This is a genomic window from Pseudogemmobacter lacusdianii (assembly GCF_030848395.1).
GTDB classification, from domain to species: domain Bacteria; phylum Pseudomonadota; class Alphaproteobacteria; order Rhodobacterales; family Rhodobacteraceae; genus Pseudogemmobacter; species Pseudogemmobacter lacusdianii.
Map to the genome: position 1 here is coordinate 64,648 of NZ_JAVDBT010000011.1, position 23,704 is coordinate 88,351.

At 62.7% G+C, this 23,704-nt stretch carries 24 protein-coding genes and 2 pseudogenes; 11 read left to right on the forward strand and 15 right to left on the reverse strand.

The annotated features are described in order from the left end of the window. Positions 1 to 1,953, forward strand: a 1,953-nt coding sequence (locus Q9295_RS12225) for an OmpA family protein (RefSeq protein WP_306680853.1), incomplete at its 5' end; no start/stop codon positions are given. 238 nt (positions 1,954 to 2,191) lie between these two features. Here the strand turns inward: Q9295_RS12225 and Q9295_RS12230 are convergent. Continuing rightward, positions 2,192 to 2,299, reverse strand: a pseudogene (locus tag Q9295_RS12230) (IS6 family transposase); the annotation flags it as partial. A gap of 99 nt (positions 2,300 to 2,398) precedes the next feature. On the opposite strand from Q9295_RS12230, the gene Q9295_RS12235 reads away from it, so the two are divergent. The 3 genes from Q9295_RS12235 (at position 2,399) to tnpC (ending at position 4,796) form a co-directional block, all read left to right on the forward strand. Next, positions 2,399 to 2,767 carry a transposase gene (locus tag Q9295_RS12235; protein WP_306680854.1) on the forward strand — a complete coding sequence of 123 codons (369 nt, stop codon included), beginning with the start codon at positions 2,399 to 2,401 and terminating at the stop codon, positions 2,765 to 2,767. Continuing rightward, positions 2,764 to 3,111, forward strand: a complete 348-nt coding sequence (gene tnpB / locus Q9295_RS12240; RefSeq protein ID WP_306680855.1) for an IS66 family insertion sequence element accessory protein TnpB — start codon at positions 2,764 to 2,766, stop codon at positions 3,109 to 3,111. The genes Q9295_RS12235 and tnpB overlap by 4 nt, the downstream gene beginning before the upstream one ends. Before the next feature lie 62 nt (positions 3,112 to 3,173). Further along, complete coding sequence (gene tnpC, locus Q9295_RS12245) at positions 3,174 to 4,796, forward strand: IS66 family transposase (protein WP_306680856.1); 1,623 nt, start codon at positions 3,174 to 3,176, stop codon at positions 4,794 to 4,796. On the opposite strand, the gene Q9295_RS12250 is transcribed toward tnpC, so the two are convergent. The 13 genes from Q9295_RS12250 to Q9295_RS12310 form a co-directional block, all read right to left on the reverse strand. After that, positions 4,797 to 5,447, reverse strand: coding sequence for an IS6 family transposase (locus Q9295_RS12250; protein ID WP_373457460.1), 651 nt, complete (start codon positions 5,445 to 5,447; stop codon positions 4,797 to 4,799). 56 nt (positions 5,448 to 5,503) lie between these two features. Further along, complete coding sequence (gene cydX / locus Q9295_RS12255) at positions 5,504 to 5,644, reverse strand: cytochrome bd-I oxidase subunit CydX (protein ID WP_306680857.1); 141 nt, start codon at positions 5,642 to 5,644, stop codon at positions 5,504 to 5,506. Positions 5,645 to 5,656: 12 nt separating this feature from the next. After that, the gene (gene cydB, locus Q9295_RS12260) at positions 5,657 to 6,808 is read right to left on the reverse strand and encodes a cytochrome d ubiquinol oxidase subunit II (protein WP_306680858.1); all 1,152 of its coding nucleotides are present in this window, start codon (positions 6,806 to 6,808) and stop codon (positions 5,657 to 5,659) included. A gap of 5 nt (positions 6,809 to 6,813) precedes the next feature. Then, positions 6,814 to 8,406 (reverse strand): cytochrome ubiquinol oxidase subunit I, encoded by a 1,593-nt coding sequence (locus Q9295_RS12265; protein WP_306680859.1) that lies wholly within the window; start codon positions 8,404 to 8,406, stop codon positions 6,814 to 6,816. Between the two features lie 85 nt (positions 8,407 to 8,491). Next, positions 8,492 to 10,189 carry an amino acid ABC transporter ATP-binding/permease protein gene (locus Q9295_RS12270; protein ID WP_306680860.1) on the reverse strand — a complete coding sequence of 566 codons (1,698 nt, stop codon included), beginning with the start codon at positions 10,187 to 10,189 and terminating at the stop codon, positions 8,492 to 8,494. Next, positions 10,186 to 11,868 (reverse strand): thiol reductant ABC exporter subunit CydD, encoded by a 1,683-nt coding sequence (gene cydD / locus Q9295_RS12275; protein ID WP_306680861.1) that lies wholly within the window; start codon positions 11,866 to 11,868, stop codon positions 10,186 to 10,188. Before cydD ends, Q9295_RS12270 begins: the two co-directional genes overlap by 4 nt. A 360-nt stretch (positions 11,869 to 12,228) precedes the next feature. Beyond that, positions 12,229 to 13,965, reverse strand: a complete 1,737-nt coding sequence (locus tag Q9295_RS12280) for a SulP family inorganic anion transporter (RefSeq protein WP_306680862.1) — start codon at positions 13,963 to 13,965, stop codon at positions 12,229 to 12,231. Positions 13,966 to 14,034: 69 nt separating this feature from the next. Next, positions 14,035 to 14,364 carry a protein tyrosine phosphatase family protein gene (locus Q9295_RS12285; RefSeq protein ID WP_020952690.1) on the reverse strand — a complete coding sequence of 110 codons (330 nt, stop codon included), beginning with the start codon at positions 14,362 to 14,364 and terminating at the stop codon, positions 14,035 to 14,037. Positions 14,365 to 14,373: 9 nt separating this feature from the next. Further along, on the reverse strand, positions 14,374 to 15,255 hold the full coding sequence (locus Q9295_RS12290; protein WP_306680863.1) for an MBL fold metallo-hydrolase: 882 nt from the start codon (positions 15,253 to 15,255) through the stop codon (positions 14,374 to 14,376). 15 nt (positions 15,256 to 15,270) lie between these two features. Then, positions 15,271 to 15,705, reverse strand: coding sequence for a DUF6691 family protein (locus Q9295_RS12295; protein WP_020952688.1), 435 nt, complete (start codon positions 15,703 to 15,705; stop codon positions 15,271 to 15,273). Position 15,706: 1 nt separating this feature from the next. After that, a complete protein-coding gene (locus Q9295_RS12300) occupies positions 15,707 to 16,135 on the reverse strand; it encodes a YeeE/YedE family protein (protein WP_020952687.1) in 429 nt (142 codons plus the stop codon). Further along, positions 16,132 to 16,344 carry a YgaP family membrane protein gene (locus Q9295_RS12305; RefSeq protein WP_041528433.1) on the reverse strand — a complete coding sequence of 71 codons (213 nt, stop codon included), beginning with the start codon at positions 16,342 to 16,344 and terminating at the stop codon, positions 16,132 to 16,134. The genes Q9295_RS12300 and Q9295_RS12305 overlap by 4 nt, the downstream gene beginning before the upstream one ends. A 67-nt stretch (positions 16,345 to 16,411) precedes the next feature. Beyond that, entirely contained in the window at positions 16,412 to 17,074 is a 663-nt protein-coding gene (locus Q9295_RS12310) for a Crp/Fnr family transcriptional regulator (RefSeq protein WP_020952686.1), read from the reverse strand. A gap of 243 nt (positions 17,075 to 17,317) precedes the next feature. Here Q9295_RS12310 and Q9295_RS12315 point away from each other — a divergent pair, with 243 nt between their 5' ends. The 4 genes from Q9295_RS12315 to Q9295_RS12330 all read left to right on the forward strand — a co-directional run bounded on the left by Q9295_RS12315 (position 17,318) and on the right by Q9295_RS12330 (position 19,941). Continuing rightward, entirely contained in the window at positions 17,318 to 17,689 is a 372-nt protein-coding gene (locus Q9295_RS12315; RefSeq protein WP_306680864.1) for a DsrE family protein, read from the forward strand. A gap of 27 nt (positions 17,690 to 17,716) precedes the next feature. Next, positions 17,717 to 18,172 (forward strand): OsmC family protein, encoded by a 456-nt coding sequence (locus Q9295_RS12320; RefSeq protein ID WP_306680865.1) that lies wholly within the window; start codon positions 17,717 to 17,719, stop codon positions 18,170 to 18,172. Between the two features lie 62 nt (positions 18,173 to 18,234). Then, positions 18,235 to 19,572, forward strand: a complete 1,338-nt coding sequence (locus Q9295_RS12325) for an NAD(P)/FAD-dependent oxidoreductase (protein WP_306680866.1) — start codon at positions 18,235 to 18,237, stop codon at positions 19,570 to 19,572. A 12-nt stretch (positions 19,573 to 19,584) separates the two neighbouring features. Continuing rightward, positions 19,585 to 19,941 (forward strand): DUF5368 domain-containing protein, encoded by a 357-nt coding sequence (locus tag Q9295_RS12330; protein ID WP_020952682.1) that lies wholly within the window; start codon positions 19,585 to 19,587, stop codon positions 19,939 to 19,941. A gap of 77 nt (positions 19,942 to 20,018) precedes the next feature. Here the strand turns inward: Q9295_RS12330 and Q9295_RS12335 are convergent, their stop codons facing one another. Further along, positions 20,019 to 20,891 (reverse strand): AraC family transcriptional regulator, encoded by an 873-nt coding sequence (locus Q9295_RS12335; protein ID WP_306680868.1) that lies wholly within the window; start codon positions 20,889 to 20,891, stop codon positions 20,019 to 20,021. A gap of 30 nt (positions 20,892 to 20,921) precedes the next feature. Here Q9295_RS12335 and Q9295_RS12340 point away from each other — a divergent pair, with 30 nt between their 5' ends. The 3 genes and pseudogenes from Q9295_RS12340 to Q9295_RS12350 all read left to right on the forward strand — a co-directional run. Then, on the forward strand, positions 20,922 to 22,298 hold the full coding sequence (locus Q9295_RS12340) for an SLC13 family permease (RefSeq protein ID WP_306680869.1): 1,377 nt from the start codon (positions 20,922 to 20,924) through the stop codon (positions 22,296 to 22,298). An 88-nt stretch (positions 22,299 to 22,386) separates the two neighbouring features. After that, positions 22,387 to 23,010, forward strand: coding sequence for a DsbA family protein (locus Q9295_RS12345; protein WP_306680870.1), 624 nt, complete (start codon positions 22,387 to 22,389; stop codon positions 23,008 to 23,010). A 198-nt stretch (positions 23,011 to 23,208) separates the two neighbouring features. Further along, positions 23,209 to 23,568, forward strand: a pseudogene (locus tag Q9295_RS12350) (protein-disulfide reductase DsbD N-terminal domain-containing protein); the annotation flags it as partial. Between the last annotated feature and the right edge of the window lie 136 nt (positions 23,569 to 23,704).

A 23,704-nucleotide genomic window follows, 5' to 3' on the forward strand; every position in this document is an offset into this window, starting at 1 on the left:
GGTTACACGGATCTCGATGGCGATCCGCAGTCGGTGAGCGACCTGTCGGGCACGGATGTGGACGACAACACCACGACCGTGACGCCGCTGGCGCAGACCCCCAGGATTGCGGTTGTTAAGACGGCGGATGACTCTGCGGTGCAGCGTCCAGCTGCAGTGGGTAACACGATCACTTACAGCTTCGCAGTGACCAACACCGGCAATGTGACGCTGAGCAATGTGGTGGTGAACGACCCGCTTCCCGGGCTGAGCGCGATCTCACCGACTTCGGTTGCAACCTTGGCACCAGGCGCAAGCACCGTCTTCACGGCGACCTATGCGGTCACGTATGATGACATTCTTGCTGGTGGTGTACCGAACACTGCAATCGCCGAGGGGACAACCCCGGCAGGGACAAGTGTTAGTGCACTGTCAAATGAGGTCATCACGGCATTGCAACTGAGCTTGGTCGAGCAAGTCCTTGAACCTCTAACAGGTATCCTCGAAGACGACCTGCGTGAGACGACTGCAAAACAGTCTCGCCTGTTCGAGGATATCGCCAGCGGGGCGAGAGATCGCTTGGCACGTCAGGCGGTTGATAAGTGCGTGGCCCGGCTGAACGAGTTTGTCACGGACAACCCGATCCTGTTTGAGACGGCACGCGCTGATCTGAAACCGGAGAGCGGTCCTGTGCTGGATGAGATCAGAGACATCCTGGCCCAGTGCGAAAACGGGCGCATTGAAATCGGCGGTCACACGGATTCCCGTGGGAGCGACGAGTACAACATGGGCCTGAGCCAAGCCCGCGTTGACTCTGTCCTGAACGCTCTGCGTCAGCGCGGCGTCAATACGGAGCGGCTGAGCGCACGTGGCTACGGCGAACGCCAGCCGATCGCAGACAACTCGACCGAAGAAGGCATGGCGCGCAATCGTCGCGTTGTGTTCACCAACCTTGACGTGGTGGCAGAGGCACGGGAAGAAGAGTGCGGCACTGTCACGCCGTTTGATGTTGACGGGTCTCTCGAAGCAGGAGGCGGCACAGCCAATGGGAATGGTCGCTTCGGCGGTGAAACCTACAACTGTGAGACGGGCGTTCGTCAGATCATCAGCGGTGAGTTCAGCATCAGTGATCAAGATGACTTTGGCTCGCAGGCTGCAATCTTCGGCACCCTGCAGCGTGAGCGTATGGTCTCTGACGACCACTTGAGCGGTTACTTTGTGGGTCTCTATGGCAGCAAGACATCTCTGTCTGGCCAAGCAGACGGCAGCATTAATGGGTTCGGCGCTTATGGTGGTATCTATGGTGCCAAATATATCAGTAACCGCGCGCTCATCCTCGATTACTATCTGGCAGGTTCAGCGGGACGTCATAGCTTCGATATGACATTCCCCGGAACGGTGCCGACGGACATCGATGTGGATGGCGCTTACAACTACTGGGCTGCATTCGGCGGGGTTTCGGTCTCTGGAGAACGCAAGTTCGACAACTATACCCTTGTGCCGCGTGTGGGGGCGCATCTCACATACGCCAATGGTGGGACTGCAAACTTCACTGCGTCTATCCCGGGGCTGAGCGAGCAAGGTCAGCTTAGGATCGGCGATCAAAACAGTCTGCGCCTCATTGGTGAGCTTGGGTTCCATTTCGGAGATGGTGACGCGGAAGAGTCCGACCTCGAGAGAGTACGGAACTGGTCCATCACGCCAGGGATCTTCTGTGATCGTTTCACCGGGATTGGCTCAGAAACCACTTGTGGGACCAGCCTCGACGTTGAGTGGTCGCAGACCGAGACCGAAACGGGCGACACGCTGGGTTATGCGCTGGGTCTTGAGGGAACGGACTCGACTGTCCGGGCCACGGGCCGCATCTTCTATGAGCGCAACATCCTGCAAGGGAATGGCTCCCTTAAACTGAACGCAGATGTTGGTCAGGGCACTGCACCAACTGTTGGAGGGGGCTTGGATCTGCGCTTCTAAAGTGCGACGTTTGTAAACTCGATCCCCAGCCTATCCTCAGGCAAACTCCCGCCCCCGTGCTTCGTGCCGGGGGCGGAAATTTCCAGAGGTGAGGGATCGTCCTTGGGTAGTGGGCTCTCACAACCCCCACCCGTGACCACGCTCCCTATGTCGGCTCCGTTCAGCCTCGCGCTCTAGCTCTTGCGTGGGCATTGTCAGGTTGTTTTCGTTTGGTGGAGCACTGGGGTTCTCGCGGTCATTATGCGCAGAGCCTTTCAGTCATGCCTGCCCAAAGGCTGAAGGCGTCAGCCCGGGCATGCCGGTATGAGATTGCGGAAAGGTGGTGACGTTTAGGGCGAAAGAGGGTAACGGCCCGGTTGCCACCGCCTTTTGATCTTGGCCTCAGATCTTAAGCTATGTCGTTATTGACGTCGTTACCGACGTCGTATCGGGGAGCTGACATCAGGTGCGTCATGTTGAGGTTCTAGGGCGGGAGCGTCGCCGTCACTGGTCGGATGCCGAGAAGATTTCGGTCCTTGGGCGTGTTGGGGTCGACGGCAGGACGGTTGCGGATGTTGCTCGCGAGGCGGACCTGACACGGCAGCACATCTACCAATGGCGGCAGGAGCTGCGGCGTAAGGGGCTTTGGCCTGTTTCGGGTTCGGCGCTGTTCGTTCAGGTTGACGAAGATACCGCTGGCCTGAACCAGCCCTTGCCACCCGGATCAGTGCCGATGATCGAGATATTGCTGCGCAACGGTCGGCAGATCCGTTGCACTGAGGTGATCGATGACCGATCTCTTGCCCGGCTGATCCGGGTGCTGGAAACTGTATGATTGGGCCCGGCACAGGCGTCCGAGTCTATCTGGCCTGCGGCGTAACCGACATGCGGAAGGGGATCGAGGGGTTGGCGGCCCTCGCCCAGGATCATCTGCGCCAGAAGCCGACCGGTGGTGCTGTCTTTGCCTTCCGGGGTCGTCGAGGTGACAGGCTGAAGCTTTTGCATTGGGATGGGCAAGGCTTCTGCCTCTATTACAAGGTGCTGGAGAAGGGGCGCTTTCCCTGGCCTTCGCGTGGCGACGGCGCGGCGCGTCTGACCTCGGCGCAGCTGGCGATGCTGTGGGAAGGCATCGACTGGCGCCGCCCGGACTGGGGGGCACCACCGGCCCGCGTTGGCTGATTTATCCTGCTGAAACGCCTTGTTTTTATAGAGGTTCTGCCTGTCTTGTGGTAGCTGGACGCATGTCGATTGTGCCCCAGATCCTTCCAGATGATCCTGCGCTTCTGAAGGCGCTGATCGCGGCATTGCAGGCAGAAAACGCGAAGATCTCGGCCACGTTGCGTGCCCATGACCAGTTGATCCAGACCTTGCGGCTCCGCATCGCCAAGCTGAAGAAGCAGGTATTCGGCCAGTCCTCGGAAAAGATCGAGCGCGAGATTGAACAGCTGGAACTGGCGCTGGAGGATCTGCTGATCGCAACGGCCGAAAGCGATATCCCGGTCACGGATGACGGCCAGGGCGATGATGCGCCGGAAACGTCAGCTCCCGATGAAGGCGGTGACCGCCCCTCCCGCCGCCGCCCTCGGGTCTCGGACAGCACACCGCGCGAGCGACAGGAACTGGATCCCGGCAGTTGTTGCCCCGATTGCGGCGGTGATCTGCGCCTGGTGGGCGAGGATGTCAGCGAGATGCTGGATCTGATCGCGGCGCAGTTGAAGGTCGTGCAGATCGCCAGGCTCAAGAAATACTGCCGCCGCTGCGAACGCATGGTGCAGGTTCCCAGCCGGCCGATCCCTGGCAGCATTGCAGGCGCGGGACTGCTGGCGCATATCCTCGTCTCCAAGTTTGACGACCATCTTCCCTTGTATCGCCAGCACGAGATCTTTGCCCGGATGGGGGCTGATATCCCGGACAGCACACTGGTCGACTGGTGCGGTCGTGCCATGAATGTGCTGGCACCCTTGATCGAACGGATCGAGGCGGATGTGATGGCCAGCGACCTACTCCATGCCGATGATACACCGATCCGGGTGCTGGATCGTGCGGGCCGTGACAAGGGGTTGGGCAAGGGTGTGAAGAAGGGGCGGATCTGGGCCTATGTCCGCGATCAGCGGCCTTGGTCGGGTGTCTCGCCCCCCGGTGCAGTCTACGCCTTCGCACCGGACTGGAAGGAAGAGCACGTCCATCGCCATCTGGCCAACACCCGCGGCATCCTGCAGGCTGATGGCTACAAGGGCTATGCCAAGCTCTATGAACCGGGACCGGACGGGGCGCCCCGCCTGCGGGAAGCCGCCTGTTGGGCCCATCTGAGGCGCGACTTCCATGACGAATGGGACAAGACCAAATCCGTCATCGCCCGCGAGGCGCTCGACCGCATCGGCGCGCTCTACGACATCGAGCGGGAGGTCAACGGCTGTCCTGCGGAGATCCGTCTTGCCGTCCGCCAGAAGCACAGCTCTCCGAAGGTTGAGGCCTTCTTCGCCTGGTCAGAGCAGCAGCTCTCGCGGATCCCCGGCAAGGGGGATCTGGCCAAAGCCTTCCGTTATGGAATGAGCCGACGGGACGCCTTCAGCCTGTTCTTGTCCGATGGTCGCGTGGGCATCGATAACAACCCAGCCGAACGCGCCTTGCGCCCGATCGGCGTCGGACGCCGCAACTGGCTCTTCGCGGGGGCCGATACCGGAGCCGAAACGCTGGCTCGGGTCATGACCATCGTTGAGACGGCCAAGATGAATGGCTTGGACCCGCAAGCCTATCTGACCGACATCCTGACCCGTATCCATGATCACAAGATCAATCGGCTCGACGATCTGCTGCCCTGGAACTGGTCGCCGCTGGCGGCACCCCCGGCGGCAGCCGCCTGATCAACCGCAAGCCAAAGCGGTAGCAACCGGGCGGTTACGAAAGAGGGCGGCGGTTTGATCGTGGGTGGACAGGAACATCTGCGCGTGCGGGTCAGACTTGAACCGGCCCATCACCTTCTCCCGCCTTCGGGTGTGCCGATGTGAAGCTTCACATCGGTTGTTCAGTCCCTTGTGTCGCCGGTGGTCGGCCTCGGGGCACAGCTCTCGGATCGCGACGCCATAGCTGCGCAGTTTGTCAGTGATGAGCACACGGGGATTGCCCCAGTGTTTCATAAGCTTTTTCAGAAAACGCTTGGCCGCACGGGCATTGCGGCGGCTTTGTATCAGGATTTCCAACGTATCGCCCCTGGCGTCAACGGCGCGCCAAAGCCAGCGCTTCTGACCGCCGATGGAGATGGCCATCTCGTCCATGTGCCATTTGTCGGCCGGGTTGGGGCGATCCCGCCGGATCGCCGCAACAAACTGCGGCCCAAATCGCAGGCACCAGACCCGGATCGTCTCATGGCTGACGCTGACCCCGCGCTCAGCCAAAACATCCTCGACGTCGCGCAGGCTGAGAGCAAAACGATGGTACAGCCAGACTGCGTAGCCGATGACGCTGCGGGGGAAGCGATGCCCTTTCAGGCGGGTCGGATCAGGCGACAATATCATGAGACCAGCATAGCCGCACGCAACCCGGGCAACAAACCTGACAATGCCCCTACGTGTCATGCTCCTGTGTGGGTGCCGCCATCGCGGCGGTCTTCAGGGGCATCATCCCCGTCATCAAGCATCTCGAACCACATTGCGTTCAGCACCGCGAAGCAGACGGCCAGCGGCAGGCCGAGGATCCAGGCAAAATACCACATATCTTGCTCCTTTCAGTAGGCGTGACCGCCGCCGGTGATGTCATCTTCATCCACCTTTCCCCACAGCAGCTTGTAGGCCCAGGCGGTATAGGCGACGATCAGCGGCAGGAAGATCACGGTGACGACAAGCATGATGAACAGCGTCATATGGCTGGAGGACGCATCCCAGACCGTCAGGCTTGCCCCGGGTTGCGCGGTCGAAGGCAGGATGAAGGGAAACATCGACAATCCGACCGAAGCGATAATCCCGAAGATCGAGAGCTTACTGAACAAGAGCGTTGCCACCTCGCGGCGTGCGCGCAGCCCCCACAGCACCAGCACCGCGCCAAGGAACCCAAGAACCGGGGCGGCGATCATCCAGGGATGGGCGGCGTAATTGGCGAACCAGGCCCCGGCGCTGACATCAACCGTTTTCGCCAGCGGATTTGACGGGCCGGTGGTACTGATCGCGCTGGTGATGCGGTAGCCATCGACGAACAGCCACAGCGCGATGCCGCCAAGTGCATAAAGCGTGATCGTCGCCAGGGTGGCGATGGTGCCAAAGCGGCGGGCGCGCCCGGCCACCTCGCCCGAGGATTTCAGCACCAGCCAGTTCGCGCCATGCATGGTCAGCATCGCGACCGATAAGAGCCCGCAGAGCAATGCAAACGGGTTCAGCAGGCCGAAGAACGTGCCATCATAGAAAATCCTCAGGTCAGAGCCCAATCGGAACGGCACTCCTTGCAGCACATTGCCGACCGCTACGCCGAAGATCAGCGCGGGAACGAAACCTCCGATGAACAATGCCCGGTCCCAGTTCCTGCGCCATGTCGCGCTTTCTCGTTTCGAGCGGTATTTGAAGCCGACCGGCCGCAGGATCAGCGCTGCAAGGATCGCGAACATCGCAAGGTAAAAGCCCGAGAAACTGACCGCGTAAAGCGGCGGCCAGGCAGCAAAGATTGCGCCGCCGCCAAGGATCAGCCAGACTTGGTTGCCTTCCCAGACCGGGCCGATGGTGTTGATGACGATACGGCGTTCCAGATCTGTTTTTCCGGCAAATGGCAGCAGCATTCCGACGCCAAGGTCGAATCCGTCCATTACGGCAAAACCGATCAGAAGCACGCCGAGCAGCAGCCACCAGATGACGCGCAATGTGTCATAATCAAGAAGGGTGTGCAGGATCATCGGGGTTACTCCGCTGCAACAGGGTTACGGGGGGCCAGCGCTTTGGGCGCAAGCGGCATCTCCGGGTCATGGTCCGGCTGCGGTCCCTTGCGGATCGCGGCCAGCATCAGCCGCATCTCGATCACGATCAGCACCGTATAAAGCAGCGTAAACCCTGCGATGGTGATCAGAAGCGACGTCACCGTCATGTCCGAGACCGCGGCGACAGTCGGCAGGACGCCTTCGATAGCCCAGGGCTGGCGGCCGAATTCGGCGGTGATCCAGCCAAGTTCCGCCGCGATCCAGGGCAGGGCCAGTGATGCGACCGCGATTTTCAGCGGCCAGCGGCTGATGCCCAGCTTGCGGCGCGCGGCAAGCACCACGAAAAAGCCCATCAGCGCGACATTGAAAAAGCCTATGGCGACCATGATGCGGAAGGACCAGAACAGTGTCGGCACATGCGGCACGGTATCCCATGCGGCGGCCCTGATCTGCTCTTCGCTCGCCCGGCGCGGATCGTCGACGTATTTCATCAGCAAAAGCGCATAGCCAAGATCGTCGCCATGCCGCTCAAAGATCTCGATGGCCTCGGGCGGAACCGCCTCTCGCGTTGGTGCGGCGCGGTATTCCTGCAAGGCGTCATAGGCCAGCAGCCCGCTACGGATGCGGGTTTCGGCATGGGCTTCCAACTCGCTGATGCCGGGGATCACGGTTGTCAGCGAACGGGTGCCGATCAGGCCCATCACCCAAGGGATATGCACGGCGTAATGGGTAGTTCGGGCCTCCATGTCTGGGATGCCGATCAGGGTGAAAGAGGCGGGGGCGGGTTCGGTTTCCCACATCCCTTCGATGGCTGCGAGCTTCATCTTCTGGTGCTCTGTTGCCAGATAGCCGCCCTCATCCCCCAGGATCACCGCTGAAATCGACGCCAGCAGTCCGAAGGAGGCCGCAATGGTCATCGAGCGTTTGGCGATGGCGATATGGCAGCCCTTCAGCAGATACCAGGCCGAGACGCCAAGCACGAAGACCGAAGCCGTCAGATAGCCCGCCGAGACGGTATGGACGAAACGCGCCTGCGCCACCGGGTTGAACAGGACCTCGAAGAAATCGATCACCTCCATCCGCATCGTATCGGGGTTGAATTGCGCCCCCACCGGGTGCTGCATCCAGCCATTGGCGATCAGGATCCACAAGGCCGAGAAGTTCGAACCAATCGCCACGCAATAGGTGGCGAACAGATGCCCGACCTTTGACATCTTGTCCCAGCCGAAGAAGAACAGCCCGACGAATGTGGCTTCCAAGAAGAAGGCCATCAGTCCCTCGATGGCCAGGGGGGCGCCGAAGATGTCGCCGACATAATGGCTGTAATAGCTCCAGTTCATGCCGAACTGGAATTCCATCACGATGCCGGTGGCGACGCCGAGGACAAAGTTGATGCCGAAGAGCGTACCCCAGAACTTGGTCATCTGGCGCCAGATCGGGCGGCCGGTCATGACATAGACCGTCTCCATCGCCGCGAGGAGGACGGAAAGGCCCAGCGTCAGGGGCACGAAAAGAAAGTGGTAAAGTGCGGTCAGGGCGAATTGAAGCCGCGACAGGGTGACGATGTCGAATTCCATCTTGCTGCCTTTGCGTATTGCGGGGGGATGGAGCTTTGAATGCGGGTGGTGGGCGGGTCGGAAACGGGGGCTCAGTCGGATTGCATCAGTCTGGGCGCAGCGCAGTCAGCGCCGCATCGAAACCGGGGCTGCCACGAATATGGATGGCTAGGATGCCGCCCTGTCCAAGAACAAGGATACGGTCGGCGTTTTCCGCTTCGCGCCGGGTATGGGTCGCGGTCACCACGGTTGTCCGATCCTTGGCCTTCTGGTCTTTGGCACGGTGCAGTCGCGCCAGCACATCGCGCGCGGTCTGGCCATCAAGCCCTTCGGTCGGCTCATCCAGCAGCCAGACGGGCGCATTGCGCAGGATCATCCGCGCCAGTGCCAGCCTGCGCGCCTGACCGCCCGACAGCCCCTGACCGCGATCTCCCAGCATTGTGTCCAGCCCATCGGGCAGGCTGTCGAACAGGCTTTCAAGCCCCGCAGCGGTCAGCGCGGAGATCAGTTCTGCGTCTTCAGCATCGTGGGCGGCAAGCCGAAGATTGCCGCGCATGCTGTCGTGAAACAGCTCGGTCCTTTGGGTCAGCCGGGCAGAGGGCAGGCAGAAGACCTCACCCGATTGCGGCGCTATTTCGCCAGCCAGGCACTGGAGCAGGCTGGTCTTGCCGATGCCGCTCGGGCCGGTCAGGGCGATATGCTCGCCTTGCCGGATCTCCAGCGAGAGATCGCCAAGCACCGCAGTCGCCGCCCCGTCATGGCGCAGCGTGACATGGTGCAGGCAGACGGCAACCCCGTCTTTCGGAGAGGGCGGGATGACAGAGGGGGCGGGCGGTGCCAGCCCCGGCCCGATACGGCGCACGGCCAGCCGGGTGCGGGCAAGGTCCAGCGCGCCCCGGCGTAAGGGTGCAAGCGTTTCCGACGCGGCCATGGCGACCAGCAGGGCCAGCGCGACACCGGGTGCCCCGATCCCCGACATGGCTGCGGCGACCAGCACCGCAGGTGGCAACAGCGCGGCGATCACCCCGAAGACGATGCCTGCCCCGGTCTCGATCCGGTTCAGTCGGGTTTCATGCGCGGCAAGCCGGGTCTCCAGCGCGCCCAGATCCGCGCAGCGGGCGGGCAACTGCCCGGCCATCAGCAATTCGGTCTGACCGCTGGCAAGGTCGATCACGCCGCTGCGCAGGCCCTCGATCAGGGCGGCACGGCGCAGTGTGGCGGGGGTGGCAGCGCGCGATATACGCCACACCATCACAGACCCCGACAGGATCAGCACTGCAAAGATGGCAAGCCCGAGCAGCGGGCTGATAAAGGCCAAGGTGATGCCTGCGGCCAGTGCGGCGATGAAGCCCGTGCAAAGCGGCACGATCAGCCGCAGATAAAGTGTGTCCAGCGCATCGACATCGGCGGTCAGCCGGAACAGAATCCGCGCCGGACGCAGGGCAAGCGCTCGTGCGGCCCCCGCCGCAGACCAGGCGCGAAACAGCCGTTCGCGCAGCGCCGCCAGCACGGCCAGCGTCGCGTCATGTGTCACCAGACGTTCGCCATAGCGGGCCGCTGTGCGGCCAAGCGCGAAAAGCCGGATCGCCGCCGAGGGCATGAAGACATCAAAGGCCAGCGCCGTGACCGTGGAAAGCCCGGCAAGCGCCGTCGCGGTGATGAACCAGCCGGAAAGCCCCAGCAACGCCATTCCCATCAATCCCGTCAGGGCCGCAAGCGCCGCGCCCGCCAGCAATCGGCGGCGCGCCTGCCGGTCGGGCAGCGCAAGAAAAGGGCGAAAATCCTGCCACAGGCGCGACATCATGGGGCCTCCACCGTTGCGGGCGCTGGCAGACTGATCCGGCGATCCATCCGTGCGGCAAGGCGCGGATCATGGGTGGCGACGATCAGGCTGCGTCCCTGCGCCAGCGCCAGCAGGCTTTCCGTCACGCTTTCAGCGGTTTCCGGGTCAAGATGGGCGGTTGGCTCATCGGCGAGCACAAGGCCCGCCGGGCTGACGGCGATCCGTGCCAGCGCCAGACGCAGCGCCTCGCCACCCGATATCCCGTTGCCGCCCTCGCCAATCGGCGCGGCGCCACGGATACTTGCCATTGCGCCCAGATGCATGTCTGAAAGCGCGCGGCTGACCTTCTCTTGCCCGATTTCCTTGCGGCCCATGGTGACGTTCTGCGCCAAAGAGCCTGCAAAGATATGCGGGCTCTGGCCGATCCAGGCCATGCGGGCGCGCAGGCGGGGGGCGGTTTCGGCTGTCAGCGCCTCGCCGTCGATTTCGATCCGGCCCGCCTGCGGCAGATCCAGCCCGGCGATCAGCGCCAGCAGCGTGGTCTTTCCGGCGCCGCTTGGGCCGGTCAGCGCCAGATGTTCGCCTGCGGCAAGGGTGAAATCCAGTCCCGCAGGCAGCGTCCCCCCATCGTCGCCATAACGGAACCGCAGACCTGCGACCAGGACAGAAGCCGCCTGCGGACCGGGGGAGGCAGGCGGGGTTGCGGGTAGCCCCGCTTCGGGCAACGTCCGTTCGCTGCGGGACAGGCGCAACAGATTGTCCTGTGCCGCCTGACCCGCCGCCTTGTCATGCCAGATAGCCGACAGATCGCGCAGCGGTTCAAAAAAGGCGGGGGCCAACAGCAGGATGAACATGCCCTGCGCCAGGCTTAGGGTGTCGCCCCAGGCTCCGAAATTCAGATCTCCCAGCAGGTGAAAGCCGACATAGACCGCGACCATGGCCACGCCGAGCGCAGCAAACAGTTCCAGCACCGCCGAGGTGAGAAAGGCGATGCGCAAAACCGCCATCGAACGCGACCGCAGGCCCTCGGCTTCGGCTCTGACACGGGTGGCCACCTGATCGGTCGCGCCCAGCCCCCGGATGGTGGCAAGCCCACGCAGCCGGTCAAGCAGAAAGGCGTTCATCGTGCCGATCTCGACCAGTTGCGCCTTGCTGGCCGCCTGCGCCTGCCAGCCGATCAGCGCCATGAAAACCGGGATCACCGGCATTGCGATCAAAAGGACCAGCGCCGCCGTCCAGGACAAGGGCAGGATCGCCAGAAAAATTGCCAGCGGAACCAGCACGGCCTTCATCCGCGCCGGGCCGAACCTGGCCAGCCAGGGCGTGATGCTGTCGGCCTGTTCGGCGATCATGCTGGCGGCTTCACCTGATGGGATGGCCCGCCTGTCAAGCGGCGCGCGCTCTGACAGGGCCATGATCGCGGTCATGCGTAACGCAGAAACGCGGGCGCGGGCATGCTGATGGCCTGCACGCTCGCTGAGCGCGCCGAGGATGACTCGCAAAATGCCTATGGCTGCGGCCGTTGCCGCCGGCAGGATCGTCGCGCCCCAGGACATCCGATCCGCGACGTTTGAGATCGCCTGCGCCAGCAGGCCGGCCTGCGGCAGCCACAAAACCGCGGCCAGCGTCGGCAACAGCGTCAGCCTGATCGGCTGGCGCGCGGGACGTTCTGCATCCTCGGTTTTGGGTCGGTTTGACATGGTCTTGATGCAATCCGTGATTTACCACTCTGCAATTGTATTTACGGGGAACCGGAACGAACCGTCAGGCAGTGACGCGACAACATACCGTTTTAATGCGCCAGGGCCGCGCGGCGGGATGACGCGCGACATTTCGGCATGGGCGGCTCTTCACGGAATGGTGCGGCATGAAACAGGCAGATTACAATTGTCTCTCTCGCCTTGGTTCGACGCTTGCCTTTCCATCGCGCTTAACAAGAGACTTTTCCAGTCAAGTATATTGCAGTTCCTGTTGGCATGGATTGCAAATGAAAAGTGCAGCATATGGCTGCCCCAGGTTGCTGCCGCTTTAGCTTTGGGAAGCATCAGGCTGTCTGACCGTCACTCGACATGGGCTGTTGGTGCGTCCGCAATGATTGCTCTCCAGGCGTCATATTGCGAAAGGAAGACCTTGCCGTTCAGGTCGTTGAGGAAACGGCTGCCTTGCAGTCGATCCATCACCGGGCCCTTGACCTCCGAAAGGTGCAGCCGCACGTTCTGGGCCGCCAGTTCATGCGCCAGCGTCTCAAGCGATTCCAGGGCGGAATAGTCGATCACATTCACCGCCGAACAGATCAGCACCACTTCGCGGATTGCGGGATTTGCGGCGAGCCGGTCCAGAACCATGGTCTCGATGGCGCGGGCATTGGCGAAATAGAGGCTCTCGTCCACCCGAAGCATCAGCACGCCCGGCAGGGTCTCGACCTGATGGCGCTGGATGTTGCGGAAATGCTGGCTGCCGGGGACCAGCCCGACCTCGGCCACATGCGGGCGGGCGGTATTGAGCAGATGCAGCAGCAGGGACAGCGCGACCCCGGTCGATACCCCGGCCTCGACCCCGAAGCCCAGCGTGGCAAGGATCGTCGCCAGCACGCTTGCAAAATCGCGGCGCGAATAGGCCCAGGTGCGGCGCAGGATGGCCGGCTCCACAAGGCTGAGGACCGCGACAATGATCGTTGCCGCCAGTGTGGCCTGCGGCAGGAAGTAAAGCAGCGGCGTCAGCGCCAGTGCTGCCAGCGCCAGACCGATCGCGGTAAGGGCCCCGGCGGCGGGCGTGGCAGCACCCGCGTCGAAATTCACCACCGAGCGCGCAAAGCCTCCCGTCACCGGAAAGCCGCCGGTAAAGGCCGCGCCGATATTGGCGGCGCCAAGCCCGATCAGTTCCTGATCCGGGTCGATCCGCTGGCGTTTCTTCGCGGCCAGCGTCTGCGCCACCGAGACGCTTTCGACAAAGCCGATGATCGAGATCAGCGCGGCGGGCAGCAGCAGGGCCCCGAGCAGGTCGGGCGACAGGCCGGGCAGGGTCAGGGGCGGCAACCCCTGCGGGATGGTTCCGACAATTGCCACGCCCTTTTCATGCAGACCGAGGGCCTCGACTGCGGCGGTGGTGGCGACAATGGCAAAGACCGGTCCAGCCCGGGTCAGCAGCGTGGCAAGCCCCTCGCCCGCGCCCAACCGTTTCAGCGCGGGCTTCATGCCCTTGCGCACCCAGACCAGAAATCCAAGCGAGGCAAGCCCGATCATCAGCGTTGGTGTATTGGTGCCGCCGATGTTCAGCCAAAGCCCGTGCAGGATCTCCGGCAGCGTATTACCGCCGCCCCTGATGCCAAGGATATGGCGCGCCTGCCCGGCGGCGATCAGCAGGCCCGAGGCGATGATGAAGCCCGCAATCACCGGATGCGACAGGAAATTCGCCAGAAAACCAAAGCGCAGCAGCCCCAATGCGATCAGCATCAGCCCTGACAGCAGTGCCAGTGTCAGCGCGGCGACCGCATAGCCCGCCGTCCCGGCCGCGGCGACCTGGCCCACCGCCGAGGCAGTCATCAGCGAGACCACGGCTACCGGCCCCACTGCCAGCGCCCGGCTGGTGCCGAAGACCGCATAAAGGATGATCGGCAGGACCGAGGCATAGATTCCCGCCTGCGGTGGCAGCCCCGCCAGCATCGCATAGGCCAGCGATTGCGGCACCAGCATGATGGTGACGATTACCGCCGCCGTCAGGTCGGACGACAGATCGGCCCGGTTGTAGCGCCGCCCCCAGACAAGAACCGGCATCAGAGAGGTCAGGGACAGGCGCATGGCAGCCACTTTCGGCAAATTCGGGAACCCGCGCCCGATCAGGGCGCGGGTGTGGGGCAGGGTGGGCCGTCAGACACCGGCGGCGGCGCAAAGCGCGCTGCTGCGCGCCCCTGAACGACACCAGAGCAAGGCTGGTCCGGGAGCATTGCGCAGGGCCCCGGCCAACGCCGGGGCCTGGGCTGCAATATCTGCTGGCCCGGAAACCGGCAGATGCAGCGCTCCGATCCCGGCCGCGCTCGCTGCGGCGGCGATCAGGGCAAATCCCGGCTGACCCGGCTCTTCGCCGTCAGGGCGATTGCAGATCAGGAGGCGGTAGCCGGATTTGACCAGCGCCGGGATGTCGTCGGGGCTGATCTGGCCGCAGATGCCGATCTGCGGCGTGTGGTGGCGAATATCCATACCGGCCTCTTACAGCCCGCCAAGAGGCACTTTGAGGAAGCGCTTGCCGTTTTCCTCGGGTGGCAACTCGCCCGCCTTCATGTTCACCTGAAGTGAGGGAATGATCAGGGTCGGCATCTTCAGCGTGGCGTCGCGGGCCTCGCGCATGGCAACAAAGTCCTCGCGCGAGCGGCCCTGACCCACATGGATATTGTGGTCGCGCTGTTCTCCCACCGTGGTTTCCCATGCGATGTCGCGGCCATTCGGTCCGTAGTCGTGGCACATGAAAAGCCGGGTTTCGCGGGACAGGGCCAACACGCGCTGGATGCTGTCATAAAGCGTTCCGGCATCGCCGCCGGGGAAATCGGCGCGGGCAGAGCCGCCATCGGGCATGAAAAGCGTATCGCCGACAAAGGCCGCATCGCCGATGACATGGGTCATGCAGGCCGGTGTATGGCCGGGGGTATGGATCGTGCAGGCGGTCATGGCCCCGATCCTGTAGCTGTCGCCATCGTCGAACAGCCGGTCGAACTGGCTGCCGTCACGCTGGAATTCGGTGCCCTCGTTGAAGACCTTTCCAAAGGTTTCCTGCACCACGGTGATGTTCCTGCCGATGCCGATCTTGCCGCCAAGCGCGGCCTGGATATAGGGCGCGCCGGAAAGGTGGTCGGCATGGACATGCGTTTCGATCAGCCATTCGAGACGCAGAGCCTTTTCGCGGATGAAGGCGATGATCCGGTCGGCGCTTTCATAGCTGATGCGGCCGGCGGCATAGTCGATATCCATCACGGAATCGACCACGGCACAGGCCTCAGAGCCCGGATCCTTCACCACATAGGAAATCGTATTGGTGGCCGGGTCGAAAAACGGTGTGACCTCGGGTTTCATGGTCAGATCGGGTTTGCAGGTCATGGGCTTCTCCGTAAATCAGGCGGTTTGGGTGCGGCTGGCGATCAGGCCGTTTATGCCACGCGCGATCAGTAGGCCGCAGATCAGGGCTGCGACAAAGGCCAGCGGCTCGGGGCGCAGGGTGCCAAGCGCGGGCAAAGCGCCGCCGGGGCAAAAGCCCGCAATCCCCCAGCCTATGCCGAAGACTGCCGATCCGGCGACCAGTTTCACGTCGATCAGCCTGGTGCCGGGCAGTTGGAACTTCGGCTCGAACCGCGGCGCGCGCCGCGCCAGAACCAACCTGTATCCCGGGATGGCGACCGCCAGCGCGCCGCCCATCACAAAGGCAAGGCTGGGGTCCCAGCTTCCGGCCAGATCGAAGAAGTTCAGGACTTTGGCCGGGTTGAACATGCCCGAGACCGCAATCCCGGTCCCGAAGACCAGGCCGATCAGCAAAGCGGAAAGCAGGCGCATTTCAGGCTCCGATCAGGTGGCGGGTCACATAGACGGTGACGAAGGCTGCGAGCATGAAGCTGATCGTTGCCGTGATCGAGCGGCGCGACAGGCGGGCGTTGCCGCAGACGCCGTGCCCGGAGGTGCAACCGCCACCATAGCTGACGCCGATGCCGACAAGAAGCCCGCCGCCAATGATGGCGGCCATGGAAACCGGCACCTCCATTGCGGGCCATGTGCCTGTTGCAAGGAGTATCAGCCCCGGTGCCAGCACCATGCCCAGAAGCATGACGGCACGCAAAGACCAGTCGCGGCCATCGCCGCTGCGCATCAAGCCGGACAGGATTCCTGTCGCACCAAGGATACGTCCATGGAAGGCCATCAGCAAAACGGCAGCAAGTCCGATCAGCATGCCACCGGAGAAGGATGTGAAGGGGGTGAACTCGGTCATTTCTTTTTCAACGGACAGGTCGAGAGACCGACCAGACGGTAAGCCGGGCAGGTGGCGAAAGCGGCGGTCAGCAACAGGACTGCCGCGACGATCCACAGCACAGGGCCGAGGATTGGCCAGTTTGCGCCGTAGAACCAGGCAATGGCAGCGATGACGATGCCAGCAGCCAGCCGCAGAATGCGGTCGGTCTGGCCAAGATTTTTCAGCATGGGACACCCCTGGAATCGGTTTCGGGTCATGGATGCCACGCCCCGGCGCCTTCCGTCTGTGACTTAGTTACTGTTCCGCGCTCTGGGTCAGTTTTTCCAATGCATCCCGGTTGGTCAGCCGCAACTCGCCCCGGGCCTGCTCGATCCAGCCCCGCCGCTGGAATTCCGCCAGCGCCCGGCTGATCACCTCGCGCGCCGAACCGAGCTCGGTCGCCAGTTGCTGATGCGTGACGTTGACCCTGTCACCCTCGGCCATGGCAAGAAGACGCTGTGCCAGGCGCAGATCGATGCGCTGGAAGGCGATGTCGTCGATCAGCGATAGCAGGTCGGTGACCCGGCGTGACCAGGCCCGCATCACAAAGCCTCGAAATTCGGGCGAAAGTCCCATCATCTCGTCGAAAGTGGCACGCGGGATACCGATCGCCTCGATATCGGTTTCGGCCATGCCCTCGGTCGCCAGATCGTCATAGGCCAGCATACAGGCCGAGGTTAACACACAGCTTTCGCCAGCACCGATACGGTAGAGAACCACTTCACGTCCGCTATCGGACACTTGAGTGACTCTGATCCGACCGGAAAGCAGCAAAAGCAGGTGATCGGCAGGCTGGCCCGCACCAAAAAGCCGTGTTCCTGCGGGAAAGTCCAGTTTGCGGCTGCCATGCAAAAGCGACTTGCGCAGCGCGGCGGGAAGCTGGTCCAGCTCTTTGAAATGGGCGGTCCAGTCGTTCATATATCGCTCCTGCAACGGCCGGATTTCGGGCCATTCCAAATCTAAAGCCAGTGGATAGCAGGCTTTGCGGTGAAAGCCTCTCTACAGATCTGCGCGCAGTCGCCTGTCGCCTTGGCGACATATCATGGCATGCTGGCGATCTTCTGCAATTGCTGTTTGGCGGCTAAATCCAAAAAGGCACAGTTCCGAGGCCACGCGTCCAGACGCCCCTGAACTTTTTTACCCGGATTCCAGGAGGGTTTCATGCAATCCGCAGATTTTGTCGCAACGCTGTTCGATGGCAAGTCCAATCCCGCAAAGGTCACCGTGGCCTTCACCATGGCGCTGAATGCGCAGCAAAAGGGCCATGGTGCGATGGTGCTTTTGATGGTGGAGGCGGTCGAACTGGGCCTGCCCGGCGCAACGGATGGCATCGACGTGGGCAAACCCTTCGAGCCTGTTTCCGATCTGTTGGCGAAGTTCCGCGACGGCGGTGGCCGCATCGGGATCTGCAAATCCTGCATGATCCACAATGGCTTTTCCGCTGAGCAGATGGTGCCGGGCTACGAGATTGTCACCGCACCCGAAGTCATCGACCTGATGATGGCGGCCAAAGGCTCGCTTCAGATCACCTGAGCGCAATTTCCCTGAAGGACAATTCCGATGACCACTGCTCCGCAACGCAACATCGTCAAGGCCCGTGAAAGCGGCTTTGGCCCCTTTGGGCAATATATCAATATCGGCCACCATATTCTTGGTGCCGATGAGCCTGGCACCTTTGGCGGCCAGGATACCGGGCCGGACCCGTTCGAACTGGTGATGGCCGGGCTTGGCGCCTGCACCACGATGACCATCCGCATGGTGGCAGGCCGCAGGAAAATCGCACTCGATGATGTCTCGGTCGAGGTGCGCCATTTGCGCGCCCCGCCGATGAATATGGGCACGGATAGCGCGCCTTCTGACCAGAAGCCGCATGCGTTCGAACGCGTCGTGACCCTGCTTGGCGATCTGTCGCCCGAGGATCGGGCCTTCCTGATCGCGATGGCCGACAAATGCCCGGTCCACAAGCTGCTGGAGGGCGAAGCCGAGATCGTCACGCGTGAGGCAGAGGCGGCATGATGCGCAGTGCAGAGCGGGGTTTCCCCGCTCTGCTTCGGTTTCAGAAGGGGGGAGATTTCAGAATGGCGGAATTCCACAGCACGCGGCGGGGCTTTATCGGCCTTGGTGCAGCGGGTGCGCTGGCCCTGGGCCTTGGCGGTGGCGCGCAGGCGGCGCGGCTGACGACGACGGCGCGGATCGTGATCATTGGTGCCGGTGCTGCGGGCACGACGCTGGCTAACCGGCTGGTCGAGCGGCTTGACGGGGCCACGATAACGGTGATCGACCCGCGCAGGGAACATCTCTACCAGCCGGGACTGTCGCTGGTCGCGGCCGGGCTGAAGCCCGCGAATTATGTTGTCAGCCAAACGACGGACTGGCTGCCGTCAGGCATCACGCTGATCCGGGAAAAGGCCGCCGCGATCGATCCGCTGGCAAAAACCGTCTCGACCGAAAGCGGTCAGCGGCTGGATTATGATTTTCTTGTGGTGGCACCCGGCCTTGTGCTGGATCATGCGGCAATCGAGGGGTTTTCCCCAGACATGGTCGGGCAGCACGGGATCGGGGCACTTTATGCCGGGCCGGACCATGCTGCAAAGACCTGGGAGGCCGCACATACATTCAGCGAAGAGGGCGGCATCGGCCTGTTCACCCGTCCCGCGACCGAGATGAAGTGCGCCGGTGCGCCGCTGAAACACACGTTCCTGATCGACGACATCGCAAGCCGTGGCGGCGCGAAGGGCAAATATGAGGTGCATTACGCTTGCCCGCAGCAGGTGCTGTTCTCGGTGCCGATCGTTTCGGAAAAAATCCGGATGCTGTTCGGTGAACGCAGGATTGCCACGCATTTCGGTCAGACCCTGACTGCCATTGACCACGGTGCAAAGCGCGCGACCTTTGCAACTGTGACCACAGATCCTGCAACCGGCCAGGCGGTGAATTCCACCACCGAAATGGATTACGATTATCTGCATGTGATCCCGCCGCAGCGCGCGCCCGATGTGATCCGGCAATCGGGCCTGAGTTGGACCGACAAATGGAGCGATCAGGGCTGGGTCGAATGCGACATGAAGACGCTGCGCCATCTGCGCTATCCCGAAATCTTCGCGCTTGGCGATGTGGCGGGTGTGCCCAAAGGCAAGACCGCGGCCTCGGTGAAGTGGCAGGTGCCGGTGGTCGAAGACCATCTGATCGCAGCCATTGGGGGCAGGGACGGCACTGCGGTCTATGACGGCTACACCTCTTGCCCGATGATCACCCGCGTGGGCCGTGCGATGCTGGTGGAATTTGACTATCACAACAATCTGGTGCCGTCCTTCCCTGGTCTGATCGCGCCGCTTGAGGAGCTGTGGATTTCCTGGCTGATGAAGGAAGTGGCGCTGAAGGCCACCTATAACGCTATGCTGCGCGGCAAGGCATAAGGGGGAAAGGCGATGCAGGACCTGACATTCACCACCATGATCGCAGTGTTCGAGGAAATCTTCGGGCGCAGCCTTTTCTGGCTCATGGTTGCCGCCGCCATAGTGGTGACCGGGCTTTATCTCTATGTGCTGGTGCGGGATCGGGCGGTGTCCTGGCGCAAGTTCCTCTGGGCGCAGGTCTCGATGCCTTTCGGGGCGGTTGCGGCGGTGCTTTTCGTGCAAAAGGTCACCAGTTCGGGGTTTCGCGATATCGGCGGGCCGATTGACGTAATCGTCCTGCTGGCTGTGGCGGCAATGGGGGCGGTCGGCGCGGCGATCCTCGTCTATACCGCGCAATCGCTGATGCGTGGCCGCGCAGAGAAGGTTTGATCTGCCACGGGGGCCGGTTTCGGGCGGATCGAAGCGTTCCCCGATCTGCTGCGGCGGGCCCTCGGACCTCCCCTCAATCAGGTTTGGTTGCCGCTCAGAAACCGCTGCGGTGTGGTTCCGAACGCCTCGCGAAAGGCCGCGATGAAGGCGCTTGGGCTGCTGTATCCCATGGAAAAGGCGATGGTCGTGCTGCTCTCACCGCGATTGAGTGCCTCGATGGCGCTGAGGAGCCGCAGTTTCGACCGCCATTGCCGGAAACTGAGCCCGGTTTCCGCGCGAAACAGCCGCTCCATCGTGCGGGGACTGGCACCTGCCATCTGGCTCAGTTCCGGCAATTGGCTCTGCTCGTCGGGATGGCCGATCAGGTGGCGCGTCACCCGCGTCAGGCGTTCATCCTGCCCGCCCGGCAGGTTCAGCGGTGCCTCGGTCAGCAGGTCCAGCTCATCAAGCAGAACGGAACACAGGCGCAGCAGGCGCGCGTCAAAGGGCAGCGACGTATCGCTTTCACCAAGCCGCCGGATCATCTCGCGCGCCAGGGGTGTCAGCAGCAGCACTGCGCAACAGGGGATCGGGCGGTTGGTCTTTCGCACCGAGATCGACGGATCGACATAGATGTTCAGCAACTCCGCTTCTGCCTCGATGGTGACCTGATGTTCCATCCCGCCGGGGATCCAGACCGCATGGCTGGGCGGCACCAGCCAGATGCAGGCATTGCTGACCACCCGCAAAACGCCGCGCATCGCCCAAAGCAACTGTCCGCGCGGATGGCTGTGCGCGCGCAAGGCCTGTCCCGTCCCGATCACCCGGCCATGTGTCAGGACCGGTCGCGCCGGATCGAGGATATAGGCGACGTCCGCCGGGTCGAGATCTGGCGGCTTGGCGATATCTGTTGTCATCATGGCAGTCTGGCACAGGGTGCGCATCAGGGCTAGGTCTGAAGTACCTGCCATTCTGTTTGGTGCCCTGCGATGACTTTCCCGATGAAACATGCCCTTGTGGCGCTTGTCGCCCTGCTGGCGCTTGTTCTGGCGCTGGTGCGGCCCGCGATGCTGGGCCCGGATCAGGCCCGGATCCTCGGGATCGTGCTGGTGACCCTCGTGTTGTGGGCCACGAATCTTGTGCAGGGCTATCTTGCCAGCCTGATCTTCTTTGCGGTGCTGCTGGTCTTCGGGCTCGCCCCGCCGGATCTGGTCTTTCTGGGCTTTCAGTCGACGGCGGTCTGGCTGATCGTTTCCGGCTTTGTGATCGGCGCGGCGATTTCGATATCCGGGCTGGGTGCGATACTGGCGCGAGCGCTGTCACCTTTGCTGACCGGCAGCTACCCACGCCTGATCGCCGGCCTGATGGCGGTTTCGGTGCTGCTGAGTTTTCTGATGCCGTCGTCGGTGGGTCGCGCGGTGGTCATGGTGCCGGTGGGGATGGCTCTGGCGGATCAGATGGGCTTTGGCCCCGGATCGAAAGGCCGGATCGGCATCGCATCGGTGCTGGCCATCGGCACCAATATGCCGGGCTTTGCCATATTGCCTTCGAACATACCGAACATGGTGCTGTCGGGCGCGGCAGAGACGATCCAGAACGTACATTTCGGCTATATGAAGTATCTCTTGCTGCATTTCCCCGTGCTGGGCTTGCTGAAGGCCGCAGCGGTGGTGATGCTGATCCTGTGGATTTTCCCCGCGAGGACAGGCGAGGCGATGTCGCCGCGCGAAGCCGTGCAGGAAGGCGGCCCCGCCAGCCGCAGGGTTCTGATCAGGGTGGGGCTTATCTTGCTGGCAACGCTGGCCTTGTGGATGACCGACAGCCTGCATGGTGTGAACTCGGCCTGGATTGGTCTTGTTGCGGCAGTGCTTTTGCTTTTGCCGGGGGTCGGTGTGGTCACTCCGCCTGCATTCAGGGCATCGGTCGATTTCGGGATGCTGCTGTTCGTTGCCGGGGCATTGGCGCTTGGCGCGCTGGTCAACGCCTCGGGTTTGGGGGCGATGCTGGGTCAGGGCCTGATCGCCATCCTTCCCCTGGAAACAGGCGCGGACGCGGTCAATTTTGCCTCGCTTTCGGTCATGTCGGTGGTGACCGGGCTTTTGGCCACGATGCCGGGTGTGCCAGCGGTACTGACCCCGATGGCGGGCGATCTTGCGGCACAGACGGGGTTTTCGGTAGAGGCGGTTCTGATGACGCAGGTGATCGGTTTCTCGACCGTGATATTCCCCTACCAGGTTGGGCCGCTGATCGTCGCCATGCAGATGTCGGGCGAAAAGCTGGGGCATCTGCTGAAGATCACCCTGCCGCTGGCTGCGATCACCCTGTTCCTGCTGTTGCCCTTGGATTTTCTGTGGTGGAAACTGCTCGGCGTCCTGTGACCTGTCCGCTTAAGCCCCGTTTAAGGGACGAGGCCCAGAGGTGATGCTGTAAATCTGTCAATCGATCCGCGGGCAACATATGCGCAAGATGAAACGACGTGACTTCGCGGCCTTCGGGCTTGCCTCAGGACTGGCCCTGACCCTTTCGCCGCGTCCGGGACAAGCCGGAGGCAACCCAATGCCGGGGGAACTGCGCAAGGCCATCGAGCGGCCCCCATTCGCCCCGGTTCTTGGCAATGCAGCTGGCGATATCACCCTGACCGAGTTCTTTGACTACAATTGCCCGCATTGCCGCACGACCGTCCCCGAGATCCGCAAGCTGATCGGCAGCGACCCGGACCTGCGCGTGGTCTTGCGTGAATGGCCGATCTTCGGAGAAGGATCGGAGTTTTGTGCGCGGGCATCGCTGGCGGCGCTGAAGCAACGGAAATACTGGGAATTCCATAGCGGTTTGATGGCGATCAAAGGCCGTGCCGATGAAGCATCTGCGATGAGAATTGCGAGCGCCATCGGGCTGGACGAGGCCCGTCTGCGGCGCGACATGGTTGGCGCTGACGTTGAAGAGCATATCGCCGAAACCATGGCACTTGGCGACCATATGGGTCTGATGGGAACGCCCACCTTCATTGCCGGAAATGACGGTCTCTTTGGCAAGCAATCGGCTGCCGATCTTGCGCGCCTGATGGCCAGGGCCCGCCAGGATCTGTCCTGAGCATCCGGCCCGTTTCGGGACGGAAGCGAAAGCGGAAACAGGACGCCCTGCCCGCGCGCAGCGGTCTTAGGGCCTTCTGTTCGGGACGGATGCCGGAACCACTCCCCTCAGGCAACGCCGCCCTCCTCGCGGATTTGTGTCGGGGCGTGTCGCGCGCGCTTAAGCCCCGGTTAAGCCGGGCACCACAAGGCAGGACCCATGAAACGCACGTCTTTTCTCCTTGCGCTTGCCGCTGCCCTTCTGGGCCTTGTGCTCTTGCTTCCCCCGGCGTTTGCCCAGCAGTTTTCCTTTGGCGCGGGGGCGGGTCGCCCGCTTGACCCCGAGCAGGCCTTTCGTATCGAGTTGATCTCGGTCGAGGAGGGGCGGGCGGTGATCGGCTGGCAGATCACAGACGGCTGTTACCTTTACCGCGACCAAATCTCTGCGCAAACCACACAGGGTGCGGCGCTGGAGGTCGATGCCCCGGCGGGGCAGATCAAGGATGATCCCGGCTTTGGACGTGTCGAAGTCTGGTATGGAAATGCCTCGGTCGTGCTGCCGCGCGCGGGGGGCGACATCCGTGTCACCTGGCAGGGCTGTCAGGAAGATGGCATCTGCTATGCCCCCGTGACCAGCGACCTGAGCCTGCCTCCGCTGCCGGTGGCGGCCAGCGGTGACGGGGCCGCTACCGCAATAGTGCTGGCGGAAGGCGGCG

Coding starts and splice junctions, on each gene's coding strand:
- tnpB (WP_306680855.1), top strand. CDS start 2,764: ATGATTGGGCCCGGCACAGGCGTCCGAGTCTATCTGGCCTGCGGCGTA.
- tnpC (WP_306680856.1), top strand. CDS start 3,174: ATGTCGATTGTGCCCCAGATCCTTCCAGATGATCCTGCGCTTCTGAAG.
- Q9295_RS12250 (WP_373457460.1), bottom strand. CDS start 5,447: ATGATATTGTCGCCTGATCCGACCCGCCTGAAAGGGCATCGCTTCCCC.
- cydX (WP_306680857.1), bottom strand. CDS start 5,644: ATGTGGTATTTTGCCTGGATCCTCGGCCTGCCGCTGGCCGTCTGCTTC.
- cydB (WP_306680858.1), bottom strand. CDS start 6,808: ATGATCCTGCACACCCTTCTTGATTATGACACATTGCGCGTCATCTGG.
- Q9295_RS12265 (WP_306680859.1), bottom strand. CDS start 8,406: ATGGAATTCGACATCGTCACCCTGTCGCGGCTTCAATTCGCCCTGACC.
- Q9295_RS12270 (WP_306680860.1), bottom strand. CDS start 10,189: ATGATGTCGCGCCTGTGGCAGGATTTTCGCCCTTTTCTTGCGCTGCCC.
- cydD (WP_306680861.1), bottom strand. CDS start 11,868: ATGTCAAACCGACCCAAAACCGAGGATGCAGAACGTCCCGCGCGCCAG.
- Q9295_RS12280 (WP_306680862.1), bottom strand. CDS start 13,965: ATGCGCCTGTCCCTGACCTCTCTGATGCCGGTTCTTGTCTGGGGGCGG.
- Q9295_RS12285 (WP_020952690.1), bottom strand. CDS start 14,364: ATGGATATTCGCCACCACACGCCGCAGATCGGCATCTGCGGCCAGATC.
- Q9295_RS12290 (WP_306680863.1), bottom strand. CDS start 15,255: ATGACCTGCAAACCCGATCTGACCATGAAACCCGAGGTCACACCGTTT.
- Q9295_RS12295 (WP_020952688.1), bottom strand. CDS start 15,705: ATGCGCCTGCTTTCCGCTTTGCTGATCGGCCTGGTCTTCGGGACCGGG.
- Q9295_RS12300 (WP_020952687.1), bottom strand. CDS start 16,135: ATGACCGAGTTCACCCCCTTCACATCCTTCTCCGGTGGCATGCTGATC.
- Q9295_RS12305 (WP_041528433.1), bottom strand. CDS start 16,344: ATGCTGAAAAATCTTGGCCAGACCGACCGCATTCTGCGGCTGGCTGCT.
- Q9295_RS12310 (WP_020952686.1), bottom strand. CDS start 17,074: ATGAACGACTGGACCGCCCATTTCAAAGAGCTGGACCAGCTTCCCGCC.
- Q9295_RS12315 (WP_306680864.1), top strand. CDS start 17,318: ATGCAATCCGCAGATTTTGTCGCAACGCTGTTCGATGGCAAGTCCAAT.
- Q9295_RS12320 (WP_306680865.1), top strand. CDS start 17,717: ATGACCACTGCTCCGCAACGCAACATCGTCAAGGCCCGTGAAAGCGGC.
- Q9295_RS12325 (WP_306680866.1), top strand. CDS start 18,235: ATGGCGGAATTCCACAGCACGCGGCGGGGCTTTATCGGCCTTGGTGCA.
- Q9295_RS12330 (WP_020952682.1), top strand. CDS start 19,585: ATGCAGGACCTGACATTCACCACCATGATCGCAGTGTTCGAGGAAATC.
- Q9295_RS12335 (WP_306680868.1), bottom strand. CDS start 20,891: ATGGCAGGTACTTCAGACCTAGCCCTGATGCGCACCCTGTGCCAGACT.
- Q9295_RS12340 (WP_306680869.1), top strand. CDS start 20,922: ATGAAACATGCCCTTGTGGCGCTTGTCGCCCTGCTGGCGCTTGTTCTG.
- Q9295_RS12345 (WP_306680870.1), top strand. CDS start 22,387: ATGAAACGACGTGACTTCGCGGCCTTCGGGCTTGCCTCAGGACTGGCC.